At 70.5% G+C, this 13,629-nt stretch carries 12 protein-coding genes; 4 read left to right on the plus strand and 8 right to left on the minus strand.

What is annotated here, in order from left to right:
- Positions 1–26 precede the first annotated feature (26 nt).
- The 4 genes from ACIBG4_RS13555 to ACIBG4_RS13570 all read right to left on the minus strand — a co-directional run bounded on the left by ACIBG4_RS13555 (position 27) and on the right by ACIBG4_RS13570 (position 4,034).
- On the minus strand, positions 27–1,058 hold the full coding sequence (locus ACIBG4_RS13555) for a sugar ABC transporter substrate-binding protein (protein ID WP_310708662.1): 1,032 nt from the start codon (positions 1,056–1,058) through the stop codon (positions 27–29).
- Between the two features lie 89 nt (positions 1,059–1,147).
- Positions 1,148–1,882 carry an SDR family NAD(P)-dependent oxidoreductase gene (locus ACIBG4_RS13560; RefSeq protein WP_397202053.1) on the minus strand — a complete coding sequence of 245 codons (735 nt, stop codon included), beginning with the start codon at positions 1,880–1,882 and terminating at the stop codon, positions 1,148–1,150.
- Positions 1,879–3,192, minus strand: a complete 1,314-nt coding sequence (locus ACIBG4_RS13565) for an L-fuconate dehydratase (RefSeq protein ID WP_397202054.1) — start codon at positions 3,190–3,192, stop codon at positions 1,879–1,881. Before ACIBG4_RS13565 ends, ACIBG4_RS13560 begins: the two co-directional genes overlap by 4 nt.
- The gene (locus ACIBG4_RS13570) at positions 3,189–4,034 is read right to left on the minus strand and encodes a fumarylacetoacetate hydrolase family protein (protein WP_397202055.1); all 846 of its coding nucleotides are present in this window, start codon (positions 4,032–4,034) and stop codon (positions 3,189–3,191) included. Before ACIBG4_RS13570 ends, ACIBG4_RS13565 begins: the two co-directional genes overlap by 4 nt.
- Positions 4,035–4,532: 498 nt before the next feature.
- Here ACIBG4_RS13570 and ACIBG4_RS13575 point away from each other — a divergent pair, with 498 nt between their 5' ends.
- The 3 genes from ACIBG4_RS13575 (at position 4,533) to ACIBG4_RS13585 (ending at position 8,243) form a co-directional block, all read left to right on the plus strand.
- Positions 4,533–5,717 (plus strand): cytochrome P450, encoded by a 1,185-nt coding sequence (locus ACIBG4_RS13575; protein WP_397202056.1) that lies wholly within the window; start codon positions 4,533–4,535, stop codon positions 5,715–5,717.
- Positions 5,718–5,774: 57 nt separating this feature from the next.
- A complete protein-coding gene (locus tag ACIBG4_RS13580) occupies positions 5,775–6,857 on the plus strand; it encodes a hypothetical protein (RefSeq protein ID WP_397202057.1) in 1,083 nt (360 codons plus the stop codon).
- A 75-nt stretch (positions 6,858–6,932) separates the two neighbouring features.
- The gene (locus ACIBG4_RS13585) at positions 6,933–8,243 is read left to right on the plus strand and encodes an aspartyl protease family protein (RefSeq protein WP_397202058.1); all 1,311 of its coding nucleotides are present in this window, start codon (positions 6,933–6,935) and stop codon (positions 8,241–8,243) included.
- Positions 8,244–8,469: 226 nt separating this feature from the next.
- On the opposite strand, the gene ACIBG4_RS13590 is transcribed toward ACIBG4_RS13585, so the two are convergent.
- The 4 genes from ACIBG4_RS13590 to ACIBG4_RS13605 form a co-directional block, all read right to left on the minus strand.
- Entirely contained in the window at positions 8,470–9,288 is an 819-nt protein-coding gene (locus ACIBG4_RS13590) for a DUF559 domain-containing protein (RefSeq protein WP_397202059.1), read from the minus strand.
- A gap of 333 nt (positions 9,289–9,621) precedes the next feature.
- Entirely contained in the window at positions 9,622–10,455 is an 834-nt protein-coding gene (locus ACIBG4_RS13595) for an SRPBCC family protein (RefSeq protein WP_397202060.1), read from the minus strand.
- On the minus strand, positions 10,448–11,014 hold the full coding sequence (locus ACIBG4_RS13600) for a helix-turn-helix domain-containing protein (RefSeq protein WP_355446497.1): 567 nt from the start codon (positions 11,012–11,014) through the stop codon (positions 10,448–10,450). The genes ACIBG4_RS13595 and ACIBG4_RS13600 overlap by 8 nt, the downstream gene beginning before the upstream one ends.
- A 76-nt stretch (positions 11,015–11,090) precedes the next feature.
- A complete protein-coding gene (locus tag ACIBG4_RS13605; RefSeq protein ID WP_397202061.1) occupies positions 11,091–12,113 on the minus strand; it encodes a GDP-mannose 4,6-dehydratase in 1,023 nt (340 codons plus the stop codon).
- A 256-nt stretch (positions 12,114–12,369) separates the two neighbouring features.
- Between ACIBG4_RS13605 and ACIBG4_RS13610 the strand changes: the two genes are divergently transcribed.
- Positions 12,370–13,605: a glycosyltransferase family 4 protein gene (locus ACIBG4_RS13610; RefSeq protein ID WP_397202062.1), complete on the plus strand. Its 1,236-nt coding sequence runs from the start codon at positions 12,370–12,372 to the stop codon at positions 13,603–13,605.
- Positions 13,606–13,629 lie beyond the last annotated feature (24 nt).

A 13,629-nucleotide genomic window follows, 5' to 3' on the forward strand; every position in this document is an offset into this window, starting at 1 on the left:
ATTGCGAGCTTCAACGTGATATTTCATCACTTGACCTGATTGCCCCAGAGGTTCTTGTCATCCACGTTGTCCTTCGTCACCAGCGGGGCCGGAAGCTGGTCCTCCAGGCCGTTGGGAAGCTGGATGATCGAGCTGTCGTGGTCCGTCGCGCCCGGCTTGAAGGTCTTCCCCTCGGTCGCCGCCTTCGCGTAGAACATCGCGTACTTCGCGTACAGGTCGGCCGGCTGCGAGACCGTGGCGTCGATCTCACCCTTGCGGATCGCCTCCAGCTCCTCCGGGATGCCGTCGTTGGAGATCACGAAGACGTGCTTGGGGTCGCTCGGCGGGACGAGCAGACCCTTCTGCTTGAGCACCTGGAGCGTCGGGGCCAGGTGGACGCCGCCGGCGTGCATGTAGACCCCCTTGATGTCCGGGTTCTGCTCCAGGCGGGTCTGCAGCATGGACGCGGCCTTGCTGCCCTCCCACTCCGTCGGCTCCTCGAACACCGTGATGCCGGGGAACTTCGTCTTCATGCACTCGCGGAACGCCTCGGCCCGGTCACGGCCGTTGATCGAGCTGAGCGAGCCCATGAGCTGGACGACCTTGCCCTTGCCGCCCAGCTTCTCGCCGAGGAACTCGCAGGCCTTGGTCCCGTACGCCCGGTTGTCGGCGCGGACCACCATGTAGACCTTGCCCTTGTCGGGGCGGGTGTCCACCGAGACGACCGGGATCTTCTTGTTCTCCAGCGTCTGCAGGGTGGTGGCGATCGCGCCGGTGTCCTGGGGGGCCATGACGATCGCCTTGGCGCCCTGGCCGACCAGCGCCTGGACGTTGCTGACGAGCTTGGCCACGTCGTTCTGCGAGTTGGTGGGCTGCATCAGCTCCACCTTCTGCTCGGCGGCCATCTGCGGGACGTACTTGATATAGGAGTTCCAGAAGTCGGAGTCGGCGCGCGGGTAGTCGACACCGACCTTCCCACCGCCCGCCGCGCCGCTGCCGGTGGTGGACGTAGTACTGGAGCCGCACGCGGCGACGACCGCCATGAGGGCCGCGCCGGCGACGACCGGGCCGAGCTTCATCGTGGAGAGCCACCTTCCTCGGGCTGGGCCGATCCCCCCACTGGGGCCGGCCCTGGATTGCTGTCTTCAGTTCGAGGGCCTGCGGGCCCTCAGGTGGCGGGGCGCAGGCGCAGCCCCTGCATGCCTCCGTCGACCGCGAGCGCCGTGCCCGTGGTCGAGCTCGACTCCGGGCCCGCCAGGTACGCGATCGCGGCGGCGACCTCCTCGGCGGTGACCAGGCGGCCCATCGGCTGCCTGGCGTTCAGTGCCAGGCGTTCCGCCTCCGGGTCGTCGGCCACGTCGAGCAGCCGGCCCACCCACGGGGTGTCGGCGGTGCCGGGGTTCACGCAGTTGACGCGGATGCCCTCACGGACGTGGTCGGCGGCCATCGCCAGGGTCAGCGACAGCACCGCCCCCTTGGTGGCGCTGTAGAGGGCGCGGTTCGGCAGGCCGGCGGTGGCGGCGATGGAGCAGGTGTTGACGATCGCCGCGTGCTCCGACCTGCGCAGGTACGGCAGCGCCGCCCGGCTCACCCGGACCATGCCGAGCACGTTGACGTCGAAGACCCGCTGCCACTCGCTGTCGGGGTTGTCCGCGACCGTCCCCTGGGCGCCGATGCCCGCGTTGTTGACGACCACGTCGATGCCGCCGAGCCGCTCGGCCGCCTCGGCGACGGCCGCGCGCACCTCCGCGTCGTCCGTGACGTCCACCTTGACACCGACGAACGGGTCGCCCGGGGGGTTGAGGTCGAGGCACGCCACCTTCATGCCGCGCTCGGCCAGCAGGGTCGCGGTGGCCAGGCCGATGCCGGACCCGCCGCCAGTCACGATCGCTCTGAGACTCATGCGTCCTTCCAGACCTCGCCGTCGGGGAAACTGTGGGCCGCGATCGACTCGGGGCGCATCTCCGCGCTGAAGCCCGGCGCGGAGGGCGCGCGGTACCTTCCGTTGTCGATCACGACCGGGTCGATGAAGTGCTCGTGCAGATGGTCGACGTACTCGATCACCCGGTCGTCCATGGAGCCGCTGACCGCCGCGTAGTCGAACATCGACAGGTGCTGCACCAGCTCGCACAGCCCCACCCCGCCCGCGTGCGGGCAGACCGGGACTCCGAAGCGGGCCGCGAGCAGCAGGATGGCGATGTTCTCGTTGACGCCGCCGACCCGCGCCGCGTCGATCTGCAGGTACGAGATGGCGCCGGCCTGGAGGAGCTGCTTGAACACGATGCGGTTCTGCACGTGCTCACCCGTGGCGACGGGGATGGGCCTGATGCCCTCGGCGATGGCGGCGTGGCCCAGCACGTCGTCGGGGCTGGTCGGCTCCTCCACCCAATGGGGGCCGAACTCGCCGAGCGCCTTCACCCAGGCGATGGCGGAGGCGACGTCCCAGCGCTGGTTGGCGTCGATCGCGATCGGGTAGTCCGGCCCGCACACCTCCCGGGCCACCCGGAAGCGGCGCACGTCGTCGGCCAGATCGGCGCCCACCTTGAGCTTGATCTGCCGGAAGCCCTGGTCGAGCGCCTCCTTGCAGAGCCGCCGCAGCTTGTCGTCGTCGTAGCCGAGCCAGCCGGGCGAGGTGGTGTACGCGGGGAAGCCGTCGCGCCGGAGCGTCTCGATGCGCTCACGCTTGCCGTCCTCGGCCCGCCTGAGGATCTCCAGGGCCTGCTCCGGCGTCAGCGCGTCGCTGAGGTAGCGGAAGTCGACCAGGTCGACGATCTCCTCGGGGGTCATCTCGGCCAGCAGCAGCCAGACCGGCTTGCCCGCGCGCTTGGCCTTGAGGTCCCACAGGGCGTTGACCACGGCGGAGATCGCCATGTGCATGACGCCCTTCTCGGGGCCCAGCCAGCGCAGCTGCGAGTCGTTGACCATCTCCTTGTAGAGCGCGCCCAGGTCCTCGGCGTCCCTGCCGATCACGTACGGCCTCAGCGCGGTGATCGCGGAGGTCTGCACGTCGTTGCCGCGCCCGATCGTGAACGCGAACCCGTGGCCGGAGAAGCCGTCGTCGGTCCTGAGCACGACGTAGGCGGCGGAGTAGTCGGGGTCGGGGTTCATCGCGTCGGAGCCGTCCAGCTCGCGCGAGGTGGGGAAGCGGATGTCGTGGGTCTCCATCTCCACGATCCGGTACGGCCGCGCCGCCTCTCCGACGTCTCCTGTCATGCCTGCCCCACCGTCTGGCGCTGCCGGCCCAGGCCCTCGATCTCCAGCTCCATCACGTCGCCGGCCCGCAGGTACGGCTGGCCGGGCATGCCCATGGCGACGCCGGCCGGGGTGCCGGTGTTGATGACATCACCGGGTTCGAGCACCATGAACCGGCTCAGGTAGTGCACGATCTCGGCCACGTCGAAGATCATGTTCTTGGTGTCGCCGTCCTGGCGCAGCTCGTCGTTCACCCACAGCCGCATCGCCAGGCTCTGCGGGTCGGGAATCTCGTCGGCGGTCACCAGCCACGGCCCGAGGGGGTTGAACGTCTCGCACGACTTGCCCTTGTCCCACTGGCCGCCACGCTCAAGCTGGAACTCCCTCTCGGAGACGTCGTTGGCCACCGCGTACCCGGCGACGACGTCGAGCGCCTCCTCGCGGCTGTCCAGGTAGCGGGCCCGCTTGCCGATGACGACCGCGAGCTCCACCTCCCAGTCGGTCTTCACGCTGCCGCGGGGCACCAGCACCTCGTCATACGGCCCCACCATGGTGTTGGACGCCTTCATGAACACGACGGGCTCGGCCGGCACGTCGGCGCCGGACTCGGCGGCGTGGTCGCTGTAGTTGAGGCCGATGCAAACGATCTTCCCCGGACGCGCGATCGGCGGCCCCACCCGCAGCCCCTCGCCGACGACGACGGGCAGCTCGTCGCGCTCCAGCGCCTCGCGGACGCGGGCCACTCCCCCGGAAGCGAGGAAAGCACCGTCGATATCGGGCTCTCCGATGTCACGCAGGTTGCCGGCGTCGTCCATCACCACCGGCCGCTCCTGCCCGACAGGTCCTACTCGCAGCAGCTTCACACCGCATCCTTCGTCCATACATCGGATGTCTATAGCTCTGATGCTGCTGGGCGTGGTGGGGGCATGTCAAGCCTTCCTGGAGCGATACATCGGATCCGTGACGCGAAATATGCCGACGTAGCACCTGAAGTCCTCCTGGACTGGGTCGAAGCGCCCCAAAAGATCACCCGACCGGGCCGCAGAGACATCGGAGGAGGACGAACCCCAGGCCCGGCCTGTACGGCAAATCCGTGCGACCCGGTCATCGGATGGCTTCTCCGATCAGTCCTCACCCGAAGGAGCCCACGGGAGGCCCCGCGCCTTGTCGCCCCTCGCCACGGCGCTCCCGGCCGCCGAGCGAACAAATCGAGACCACCAAACACCCGATGTCTCATACCCACCAGGGGAAGCCGTGAAGCGCGGGTGGCCATGCGGGAGCAGGTGCGCTTGACTGGAGGGCACACCGTAATAGAACACGTTCCAGATAGCTGGGAACCGTCCCCCTAGAGGTGAGTCACCGTGCGGATCGACCTCGTCGACCAGGACCTGTACGCGCAATCCGGACCACCCCTCGACCAGCTCCGCTGGCTGCGCGAGAACGAACCGGTCTACCGCCACGAAGGCGACCCGGCGTTCTGGGCGGTCACGCGCTACGACGACGTCGTGCAGGTGTCGCGGCGCTCCGACGTGTTCTCCTCGGAGCGCAGGCTCGCGCTGTTCGACGAGATGCCGGAGGAGCAGCGGGCGTTCCAGCGGATGATGATGCTCAACCAGGACCCTCCGGAGCACACGCGGCGGCGCTCGCTGGTCAACCGGGGCTTCACCCCGCGCACGATCGGCGCCCTGGAGCAGCACATCCGGGAGATCTGCGACGACCTGCTCGACAACTGCTCGGGCGAGGTGGACTTCGTCACCGAGGTCGCCGCCCCGCTGCCGCTGTACGTCATCTGCGAGCTGCTCGGCGCGCCCGTGTCCGACCGGGACAAGCTCTTCTCCTGGTCCAACCGCATGATCGGCGCCCAGGACCCGGACTACGCGGACGCGCCCGGCGAGGGCGGCGACGCGGCCATGGAGCTCTACGCGTACGCCAACCAGCTCGCCGCCCAGCGCCGGGAGAACCCGCGCGACGACATCGTCACCAGGCTCATCCAGTCCGACGAGCACGGCCAGACCCTCGACGAGAACGAGTTCGACCTGTTCGTGCTGCTGCTGGTCGTGGCGGGCAACGAGACCACCCGTAACGCCGCCTCGGGCGGCATGGTGGCCCTGTTCGACCACCCGGAGCAGTGGCAGCGCCTCGTCGCGGACCCGTCGCTGGCGCGCACGGCCGCCGACGAGATCGTCCGATGGGTGTCGCCGGTCAACCTGTTCCGCCGCACGGCCACGCGGGACGTGACGCTCGGCGACAAGCAGATCAAGGAGAACGACAAGGTCGTCGTGTTCTACTCCTCGGCCAACCGGGACGCCTCCGCCTTCCCCGACCCGGAGGTCTTCGACATCGGCCGCGACCCGAACCCGCACATCGGCTTCGGCGGCGGCGGCGCCCACTTCTGCCTGGGCAACCACCTGGCCAAGCTGGAGCTCAGGGTCCTGTTCGAGCAGCTGGCCCGCCGCTACCCGCGCCTGCGCCGCACGGGCGAGGCCCGGCGGCTGCGCTCGTTCTTCATCAACGGCATCAAGGAGCTCCCCGTCTCGGTCGGCTGAACACCAAGATCGTCCTTCACGGGGCGGGCGGCGGGCCGGCTGCCTAGCCTGGTCGGCATGACCGCCTCCCCCGCCCCGCCCACCACCGCGAGAGCCGACGTCCACGTCTCCTACCGTCAGCTCCTGGTCGCCGAGCCGGGGCGCGATCATCCCGGCAGCGTCCCCAACGGGCTGACCGCCTCCGTCCCCGGCGCCGCCGTGATCCTGACCGGCATCCACACCGGCGTCGTGGACGTCACGGTGCGCCTGGTCGCGACCCGGCCACCCGTGGACACGGGCTGGGACGAGACGGAGGAGGTGGAGCTCGTCACCTTCACCGGCGAGATCCACGTGTGCGGCCTGATGTCGGAGCATCCCGCGGCCCTCCCGGTCCTGACGCCGCAGGGACCGGGACGGTACGGCATGCGCGTGCAGGCCCGCGGCCGCGACCTCGACCCCGCGGCGGTGCCGAAGGTGCCGTTCGAGTTCTACCTGGTGACGGTGTGGCCGCTGGACGTGGGGTCCGAGGCCGCCGCCCGGCTGGGAGTGGGGGTCGCCGAGGAGCTGGGACTGCCGGACAAGTCCTCCGAGCTCCGGCGATGGGCGCGCGAGCACGGGTTACCGCAGTCGGAACGAGCCCGTTCGCCGCGGTCGGAGCCGGGCCGGGCGGCGGGCCTGGGTGCGCCGCTCCGCCTGCCCACGGCGGTGCGCGGTGTGGTGCCCGTGGTGGATCACCGGGTCCGGATCGTCAATCCCTTCCAGGACGTCGCCGCCCCGCCGCCGCTGCCGGACGGGCTCGTCGCCGCCGCCCCCGACTCGCTGCTCATCCGTACGGAGAAGCGCAGGGGCGTCGTCGGCATGCACGTGACCTGGCAGCCCGCCGCGCCCCGGACGCCCGTGCGGGGCTGGGAGCAGTACGAGGAGATCGAGTTCGTCACCACGACCGGCGTGATGCGCGTACAGGGCCTGACGGCCGAGGACGGTGGCGAGACGAACCTGACGCCGCAGGGCGCGGGCCGTTACGGGCTGCGGGTCCACGGCCGCGCCCGTGACGCCGACCGGCTGTCGAACCGGCTGTCGAACCGGCCGGGCGAGTCGTACCTGCTGGTCGTGTGGCCCGTCGCCCTGGGGAAGGGCACCCAGCCGTTTATGGATGTTTAACGTGTCTCCGTGTTCTGTGGCGCTGCGCCCCGACCAGCTTGGCGGTGCATTCGGCCACGACATGAGGAGCCGGCGATGCCCCTTTCCGACGATCTTCGTAACACCGGCCGGCGCGCGTTCCTGCGGCGTGCGAGCCTGGCCGTGGCCGCGAGTGCGGCCCTTCCCCTGCTGGGTTCCACCCCGAGCGAGGCCTTCGCCGCCGCGGACGACGATCCTGATCAGCTGTTCACGATGGGCAGGTTCGCCGCGGCCGAGCGCGGCTACCGGCGCCTGCTCCGCGAAGATCCGCGCGACGCGCACGCCTTGGCCCAGGTCGGCTACCTCGCCCTGCTGTCCAACCGTTTCGCCGACGCGGAGAAGCACCTGTCCAAGGCCGTCACCCTGCAACCGAACGACGTCGCCTCGACACAGCGGCTGGCCGAGTGCTTCGTCCGGCAGGACCAACTCGCCCGCGCGGTGCCGCTGCTGAAGAGCATCGACCGCCCCCGCGACAAGGCCCTCTCCGAGCTCTACTCCCGCATCAGCGGAACGCCGTGGCAGATCCACGGAGCGCGGAGCACGCGCGTACCCTTCGTCACCCTGGACCCCGTGCCTGCCGTCGAAGCCGCGCTGAACGGCGGGAAACCCCAGAAGTTCTGGCTCGACACCTACGCGACGCTCGACCTGTCGCGAGAAGTGGCGGAGGAGGCGGGTCTGCGCGCGGTGACCACCATGTCGGGCGGGGTCGCCAACAATCAGCCGATCACCATCTGGCTGGGCGTCCTCGACTCGTTCACCATCGGGAACATCGAGATCCGCAATCTTCCCGTGCAATGGAGCGACGCACGGCGACCGTCCCTTCCCGACGGGACGCCGGCGGCGGGCGCGTTCGGAACGACGATCTTCTACCACTTCCTGACCACCATGGACTATGCCGGCCGAGCCCTGACACTGCGGCGCAAGACCAGGACCACACCCCGGGCGCACGCCGCCGACCGGCTGCCGCTCTGGCTGGCCGGGGACCACTACCCGTGCACACTGGGCAGCCTCGGCGACTACGGGCCGAGGATGGTCACCGTCGACACGGGCGGCATCGGCATCGGCCTCGACACGACAACGGCGATCGCCCAGAAGACGGGCATGAAGGTGGACTACGACCACCCGCTCGAACAGCCCGGCGGAGTCAAGATCTATCCGATCACGGCCGAGCGGATCAGCCTGGGCGGGGCGGTCGGACGCGACCTCCCCGGCCACGCGGCCGACAAGGTCTTCCCCGGATTCCCCGGGCCCGGCCAGTCCGCACAGTTCGGCTTCGAGCTGATCGCCAACTTCACCCACGAGTTCTTCAAGCCTTTCGCCATCACGTTCGACTACACCGGCATGCACCTGTCCATCACGCGCGCATGACCGCATCCGCCCATGTGACCGCCCTGGCTCAGGGCGGCCGCTCACCACGGCTCCTCACCGCAACTGCTCAGGGCGGCCGCTCACCACGGCTCCTCACCGCAACTGCTCAGGGCGGCCGCTCACCACGGCTGATCGGCGCGGCGACCCGCCATCACCTTGCCGATCTCCTCCTCCCATCAGGCACAGACGGCCTGCCGACGATGAACGGCCGAGCTGCGGGGCATGGTCAGCGGTGGCGGTGGCGGTGGCGGTGGGTGTGGCGGGCGGCGCGGATGCGGGAGAGGATGCGGGTGGTCTGGCGTGGTGTGGGGCGCCAGCCGCATTCGATGAGGGCGTTGGCGACGTGCTCCAGCAACGCCGCCGTCTGGCCGGGGATCGCGTCCTTGCGCACCGGGATGACGCGCCACCCGTGCCGACGCAGCTCCGCGCGGCGGGTGTCGTCGCGGTGCTGGTCGGCCGTGGAGGTGTGGTGCTCCTGGCCGTCGTACTCGACCGCCAGCCGGTACGGTCTCCAGCCGAGGTCGAGGTAGGCGTGGCGGTCGCCGGCCAGGGCGACGCGGATCTGGGTGGCGGGGCGGGGCAGGCCGCCGTCCACGAGGATGACGCGCAGCCAGCTCTCCCGGGGTGAGCCAGCGCCCCGATCGGCCAGGGCAAGCGTGTCGCGCACCTGCCACGAGGGGGCGCGACGCCAGAGCTCCTCCAGGTCCACCCCGCGCCGGGCGAACTGGTCGAGGGCGGCCACCGCCTCCAGGCGCGGCAGCCAGCGGGCGCAGTCGAGCGCCGTGCGGCCGGGGGTGGTGACGCGCACCCCCTTGTGCTCGGTCACCTCCTCCGGCCGCAGCAGGCAGACGTGGGTCACGCAGCCGGGGAGCGTCAGGTGACCGGGGGCGGCCAGCTCGACCGGCCAGTCGGCGTCGGCCGTCCCCGGGCTGAGCACGCGCAGGCCCCACACGTGCGCGGCGGTCTGACGGCAGGCGACGGCCTGCGGCACCGCCCGGGTGACGCTCCGCGCCCGGGCGAGCAGCGTGGCCCGACGACGTGGCACGCATTCCAAGGGCACGGGCGCCGAGGACGCGGATGCCGGGCGTACGGGTTCCGGGCGTACGGGCTCCGGGAACACGGGCGCCGGGCGTGCGGGCGCCGTGGACACGGGCGCCGACGGCATGGGGGCCGACGGCACGGGGGTCGTGGCCCGTGAGGGAGGGGGCGGTTTCACCCGCTCAGGATGGCGGGGGCCAAGGCCGCCCCCACGCGCCGAACGGGGTTCTGTGGACGACGCGGGCCCGTCCACAGAAGCGGGCCGTCCAGAGGGAAGGCCAGGAGGCGGCAACGCGCGCCCGCCTGGCCCCCCGGCGAGGAGCTCAGGAGGCAGGGGCTCCTACTCGACCCAGATGGGCCGCCAGTCCGGGATCTCGTGGAAGCGGCGCAGCTCCGACAGCCCCGCCAGGATGCCGCCCCAGGCCCCGTACGGCGGGCGCTCGCCCTCGAAGCCGCTCTGCACCAGCGTCAGCCGCGTCCGCCCGCCGGAGCCCTCCAGCTCCCAGGTGCCGACGCCGGTGGAGCCCCAGTCCACGGAGAGCCGCCGCCCCGGCTCGAGTTCGAGGATCTTGGCGGGCTGGGGGTTGTCGAACCCTCCCATGGCGTAGCGCCCGCCCACGTACGGCTCGATCGCGATGGGGAACCCGAACCAGCGCGTCACCTTCTCCGAGTCGACCAGCGAGTCGAACACCGCCTCCGGCGCCGCGTCGATGACCACCCCGGCGCTCATGTCCCGGGTGGTGAAGTCGATCTTCGGGGTCAGCTCGCGGCCCTCCAGGTGCTCGGCCAGGTTCGCCAGTGCCAGGCACCAGTACGTCTGCAGGACCCCGCGGATGCCGGTGTTGGCCAGGGCCTCCTGGTGGTCGTAGTGGCTCTGCGTGATCGTCACGATCGTGGCGTCCGAGCCCTCTTCCTCGAGCCCGAACTCGGTGGTCGTCTCGACGCCGCCGAGTGTCCAGGCGAAGCGGACCGTGCGGTCGTCGGCGTGCAGGAGCCGCTGGTGCGGCGCGTCGCCCTCGGGCGTGTGGCGGCCCCAGAAGGCGAAGGAGCCGTCCGGGCCGGCCTCCGCGTGCTCGGCCAGCCAGATCCGCATGGCGGCGGGGTCGGTCAGCGCGTTCCGGACCTCTTTGACGGGGGCCTGGACGCGGGCGCGCAGGGTCATCGGGTCACTCATCGTGCTCCTCCTTCGGTTGCACCGGGTAGCAGGCGACGGCGAGCTTGAAGGCGTCTCCCTCGGCTCCGCCGTACCTCGTGAACAGCTCCTGCAGCGTGGTCTGCAGGTCGCTCAGGAACCGCTGACGGTCCTCCGGCCGTACGTGGATCTCCCCCGACACGCCGATCGACGGCAGCTCGGGAGCGGTGCGGTCGAGGGCCGCGACGTCGGCCTGGACCTCCTCCATGAGGTCCAGCAGGTAGCCGAGGCTCAGCTCGTCGCGCGCCCTGCGCAGCCCGATCCGGCCCACCAGGCGCGGCGACAGCCAGTACGCGCGGGCGCCGGCCCGGTAGATGCCCTCGCTGATGCCGCGCACCTTGCGCTCCGAGACCAGGTCGACGAGCCCCGCCTCGACGAGCCGTTTGACGTGGTAGTAGACGCGCTGCGGCGTCTGGCCGAGCCGCTCGGCGACCTCGGTGCAGGTCCGCGGCTCGGCCAGCTGCCGCAGCACCTCGACGCGCTGTGGCTTCAGCAGGGCCTCGGCCTGCTCGATCTCTTCCAGGTACAGGACGTCTCTCATCGCAAAAACAAGCTTTTACGTAAAAAGCAATTTTGTCAATGGGGCGCGGCGAAGGAGCCCGCGAGCACGGGGAGGATCAGGGCCAGGAACTGTCCTGGTCGTGGTCGCCGCCCTCGGAGAGCAGGCGGATGTCCGACTCGACCATCATCGCGACCAGCTCGTCGAACGGCACGGTGGGCTCCCAGCCGAGCTGCACCCGCGCCTTCTTCGGGTCGGCGCAGAGCAGGTCCACCTCGGCGGGGCGGTGCAGGGCCTGGTCGGTGACGACGTACCGCTCCCAGTCGAGCCCGGCCGCGGCGAAGGCAGCCTCGGCCAGCTCCCTGACCGACTTCATGTGGCCGGTGCCGATCACGTAGTCCTCGGGCACGCCGGCCTGGAGCATGAGGTGCATGGCCCGCACGTAGTCGCCGGCGAACCCCCAGTCGCGCCGCGCCTCCAGGTTGCCCAGGCGCAGCTCGTCGGCCAGCCCGAGCTTGATGCGGGCCACCCCGAGCGAAACCTTGCGGGTGACGAACTCGGCGCCGCGCCGCGGCGACTCGTGGTTGAACAGGATCCCCGACACCGCGTACATGCCGTACGACTCGCGGTAGTTCTGGGTGAGGAAGTGCCCGTACGCCTTGGCCACCCCGTACGGCGAGCGCGGGTGGAAGGCGGTGCGCTCGTTCTGCGGCGTCTCGCTGACCTGGCCGAACATCTCCGACGACGACGCCTGGTAGAAGCGGATCTGGCCACCGGCCGTGCCGCCGCGCGACACGCCGGAGCAGACCCTGATGGCCTCCAGCATGCGCAGCACGCCCATCCCGGTGACCTCGGCGGTCAGCTCGGCCTGCTCCCACGACATGGGCACGAACGAGATGGCGCCCAGGTTGTAGACCTCGTCGGGCTGAACGCGCTCCACGGCCGAGATGAGCGATCCCTGGTCGAGGAGGTCGCCGCGCACCACCTGGACGTCGGCGAGCAGCTTGCGCATCCGCGACATGCGCGGGTTGGCCTGGCCGCGGACCAGCCCCCAGACTTCGTAGCCCTCGCGGAGCAGGTGCTCCGCCAGATAGGAGCCGTCCTGGCCGGTGATGCCGGTGATCAAAGTGCGCCTGGCCAACGGGTCCTCCCCTATCACTACCGCGTCTGCTTGGGACGGGAATGTACAGCTAAGGCATTGTCACAGCATCAAGTGACCTAGAACACGTTCCACCGAATCCCGCTCGGGCATGCCAATGTCGCAGTTCGCACGCCATGCGGACGAGGTGAGGAACAATTCCAGGCGACCTACCGAATGGTAGCCTTTTCGGACTAAGGTCATCTTTCACGGTACACGCCGGACTCAGCGTGCCTACCGGCGGAGAAAGGGGTGTCCGTTGCGGATCGCGCTGCTGTCCTACCGCAGCAAGCCGACCTGTGGGGGGCAGGGCGTCTACCTGCGCCACCTGAGCCGCGAGCTGGTGGCGCTCGGGCACCACGTCGAGGTGTTCTCCGGACAGCCGTACCCGGAGCTGGACGAGGGCGTCGTCCTCAACGAGGTGCCGAGCCTGGACCTCTACCGCGACGAGGACCCGTTCAGAACCCCCAAGCTGCACGAGTACCGCGACTGGATCGACGCGCTCGAAGTCGGCACCATGTGGACGGCCGGCTTCCCCGAGCCGCTGACGTTCACCCTGCGCGCCCTCCGGGAGCTGAAGAAGCGCGTCGGCGACTTCGACGTCGTCCAGGACAACCAGACCCTCGGCTACGGCCTGCTGGGCATCCAGAAGCTGTTCCCCGTGGTCGGGACCATCCACCACCCGATCAGCGTGGACCGGCGCATCGAGCTGGAGGCCGCGCAGGGCTCCAAGCGGCTGTCGCTGCGCCGCTGGTACGGGTTCGTCAAGATGCAGACCCGCGTCGCGCCCCGGCTGAGCCCCATCCTCACGGTCAGCGAGTCGTCGCTGGCCGACATCCACCGCGACTTCAACGTCCCCCAGGCCAACATGCGCCTGATCCCCCTCGGCGTCGACACCCGCTACTTCCACCCGCGCCCGGACAAGCCGCGGCGCAAGGGCTCGATCGTCGCCGTGGCCAGCGCCGACTCCCCCATGAAGGGCGTCGCCACGCTGCTGCGCGCCGTGGCCAAGCTCGCCACCGAGCGCGACGTCAACCTCACCGTCGTCAGCAAGCCCACGCCGGGCGGCCCCACCGAGCAGCTCGTCCAGGAGCTGTCACTGCAGGAGCGGGTCCGCTTCGTCCACGGCATCTCCGACGACGAGCTCGGCGAGCTGATCGCCACCTCCGAGATCTCGGTCGTCCCGTCCCTGTACGAGGGCTTCTCGCTGCCGGCCGTCGAGCACATGGCCTGCGCCACGCCGCTGGTCGCCAGCCGCACCGGGGCGCTGCCCGAGGTGGTCGGCGACGCGGCGATCCAGGTCGCGCCCGGCGACGCGGAGGAGCTGGCCGCGGTGCTGCGGCGGCTGCACGACTCACCCGAGGAGCGCGAGCGGGTGGGCCGCGCCGGGTACGAGCGGGTCATGGAGCGCTACACCTGGCACGTCGTGGCCAAGCGGACCGTCGAGGCGTACCACGAGGCCATCGCCGCCCACCGGGCCCGCCGCACCCGCTGACCGGCCCGCCCCCCAAGCCGTGCA

Source organism: Nonomuraea sp. NPDC050383, from assembly GCF_044459125.1.
In the GTDB taxonomy this organism is placed as follows: Bacteria; Actinomycetota; Actinomycetes; order Streptosporangiales; family Streptosporangiaceae; genus Nonomuraea.

Coding starts and splice junctions, on each gene's coding strand:
- ACIBG4_RS13555 (WP_310708662.1), bottom strand. CDS start 1,058: ATGAAGCTCGGCCCGGTCGTCGCCGGCGCGGCCCTCATGGCGGTCGTC.
- ACIBG4_RS13560 (WP_397202053.1), bottom strand. CDS start 1,882: ATGAGTCTCAGAGCGATCGTGACTGGCGGCGGGTCCGGCATCGGCCTG.
- ACIBG4_RS13565 (WP_397202054.1), bottom strand. CDS start 3,192: ATGACAGGAGACGTCGGAGAGGCGGCGCGGCCGTACCGGATCGTGGAG.
- ACIBG4_RS13580 (WP_397202057.1), top strand. CDS start 5,775: ATGACCGCCTCCCCCGCCCCGCCCACCACCGCGAGAGCCGACGTCCAC.
- ACIBG4_RS13585 (WP_397202058.1), top strand. CDS start 6,933: ATGCCCCTTTCCGACGATCTTCGTAACACCGGCCGGCGCGCGTTCCTG.
- ACIBG4_RS13595 (WP_397202060.1), bottom strand. CDS start 10,455: ATGAGTGACCCGATGACCCTGCGCGCCCGCGTCCAGGCCCCCGTCAAA.
- ACIBG4_RS13600 (WP_355446497.1), bottom strand. CDS start 11,014: ATGAGAGACGTCCTGTACCTGGAAGAGATCGAGCAGGCCGAGGCCCTG.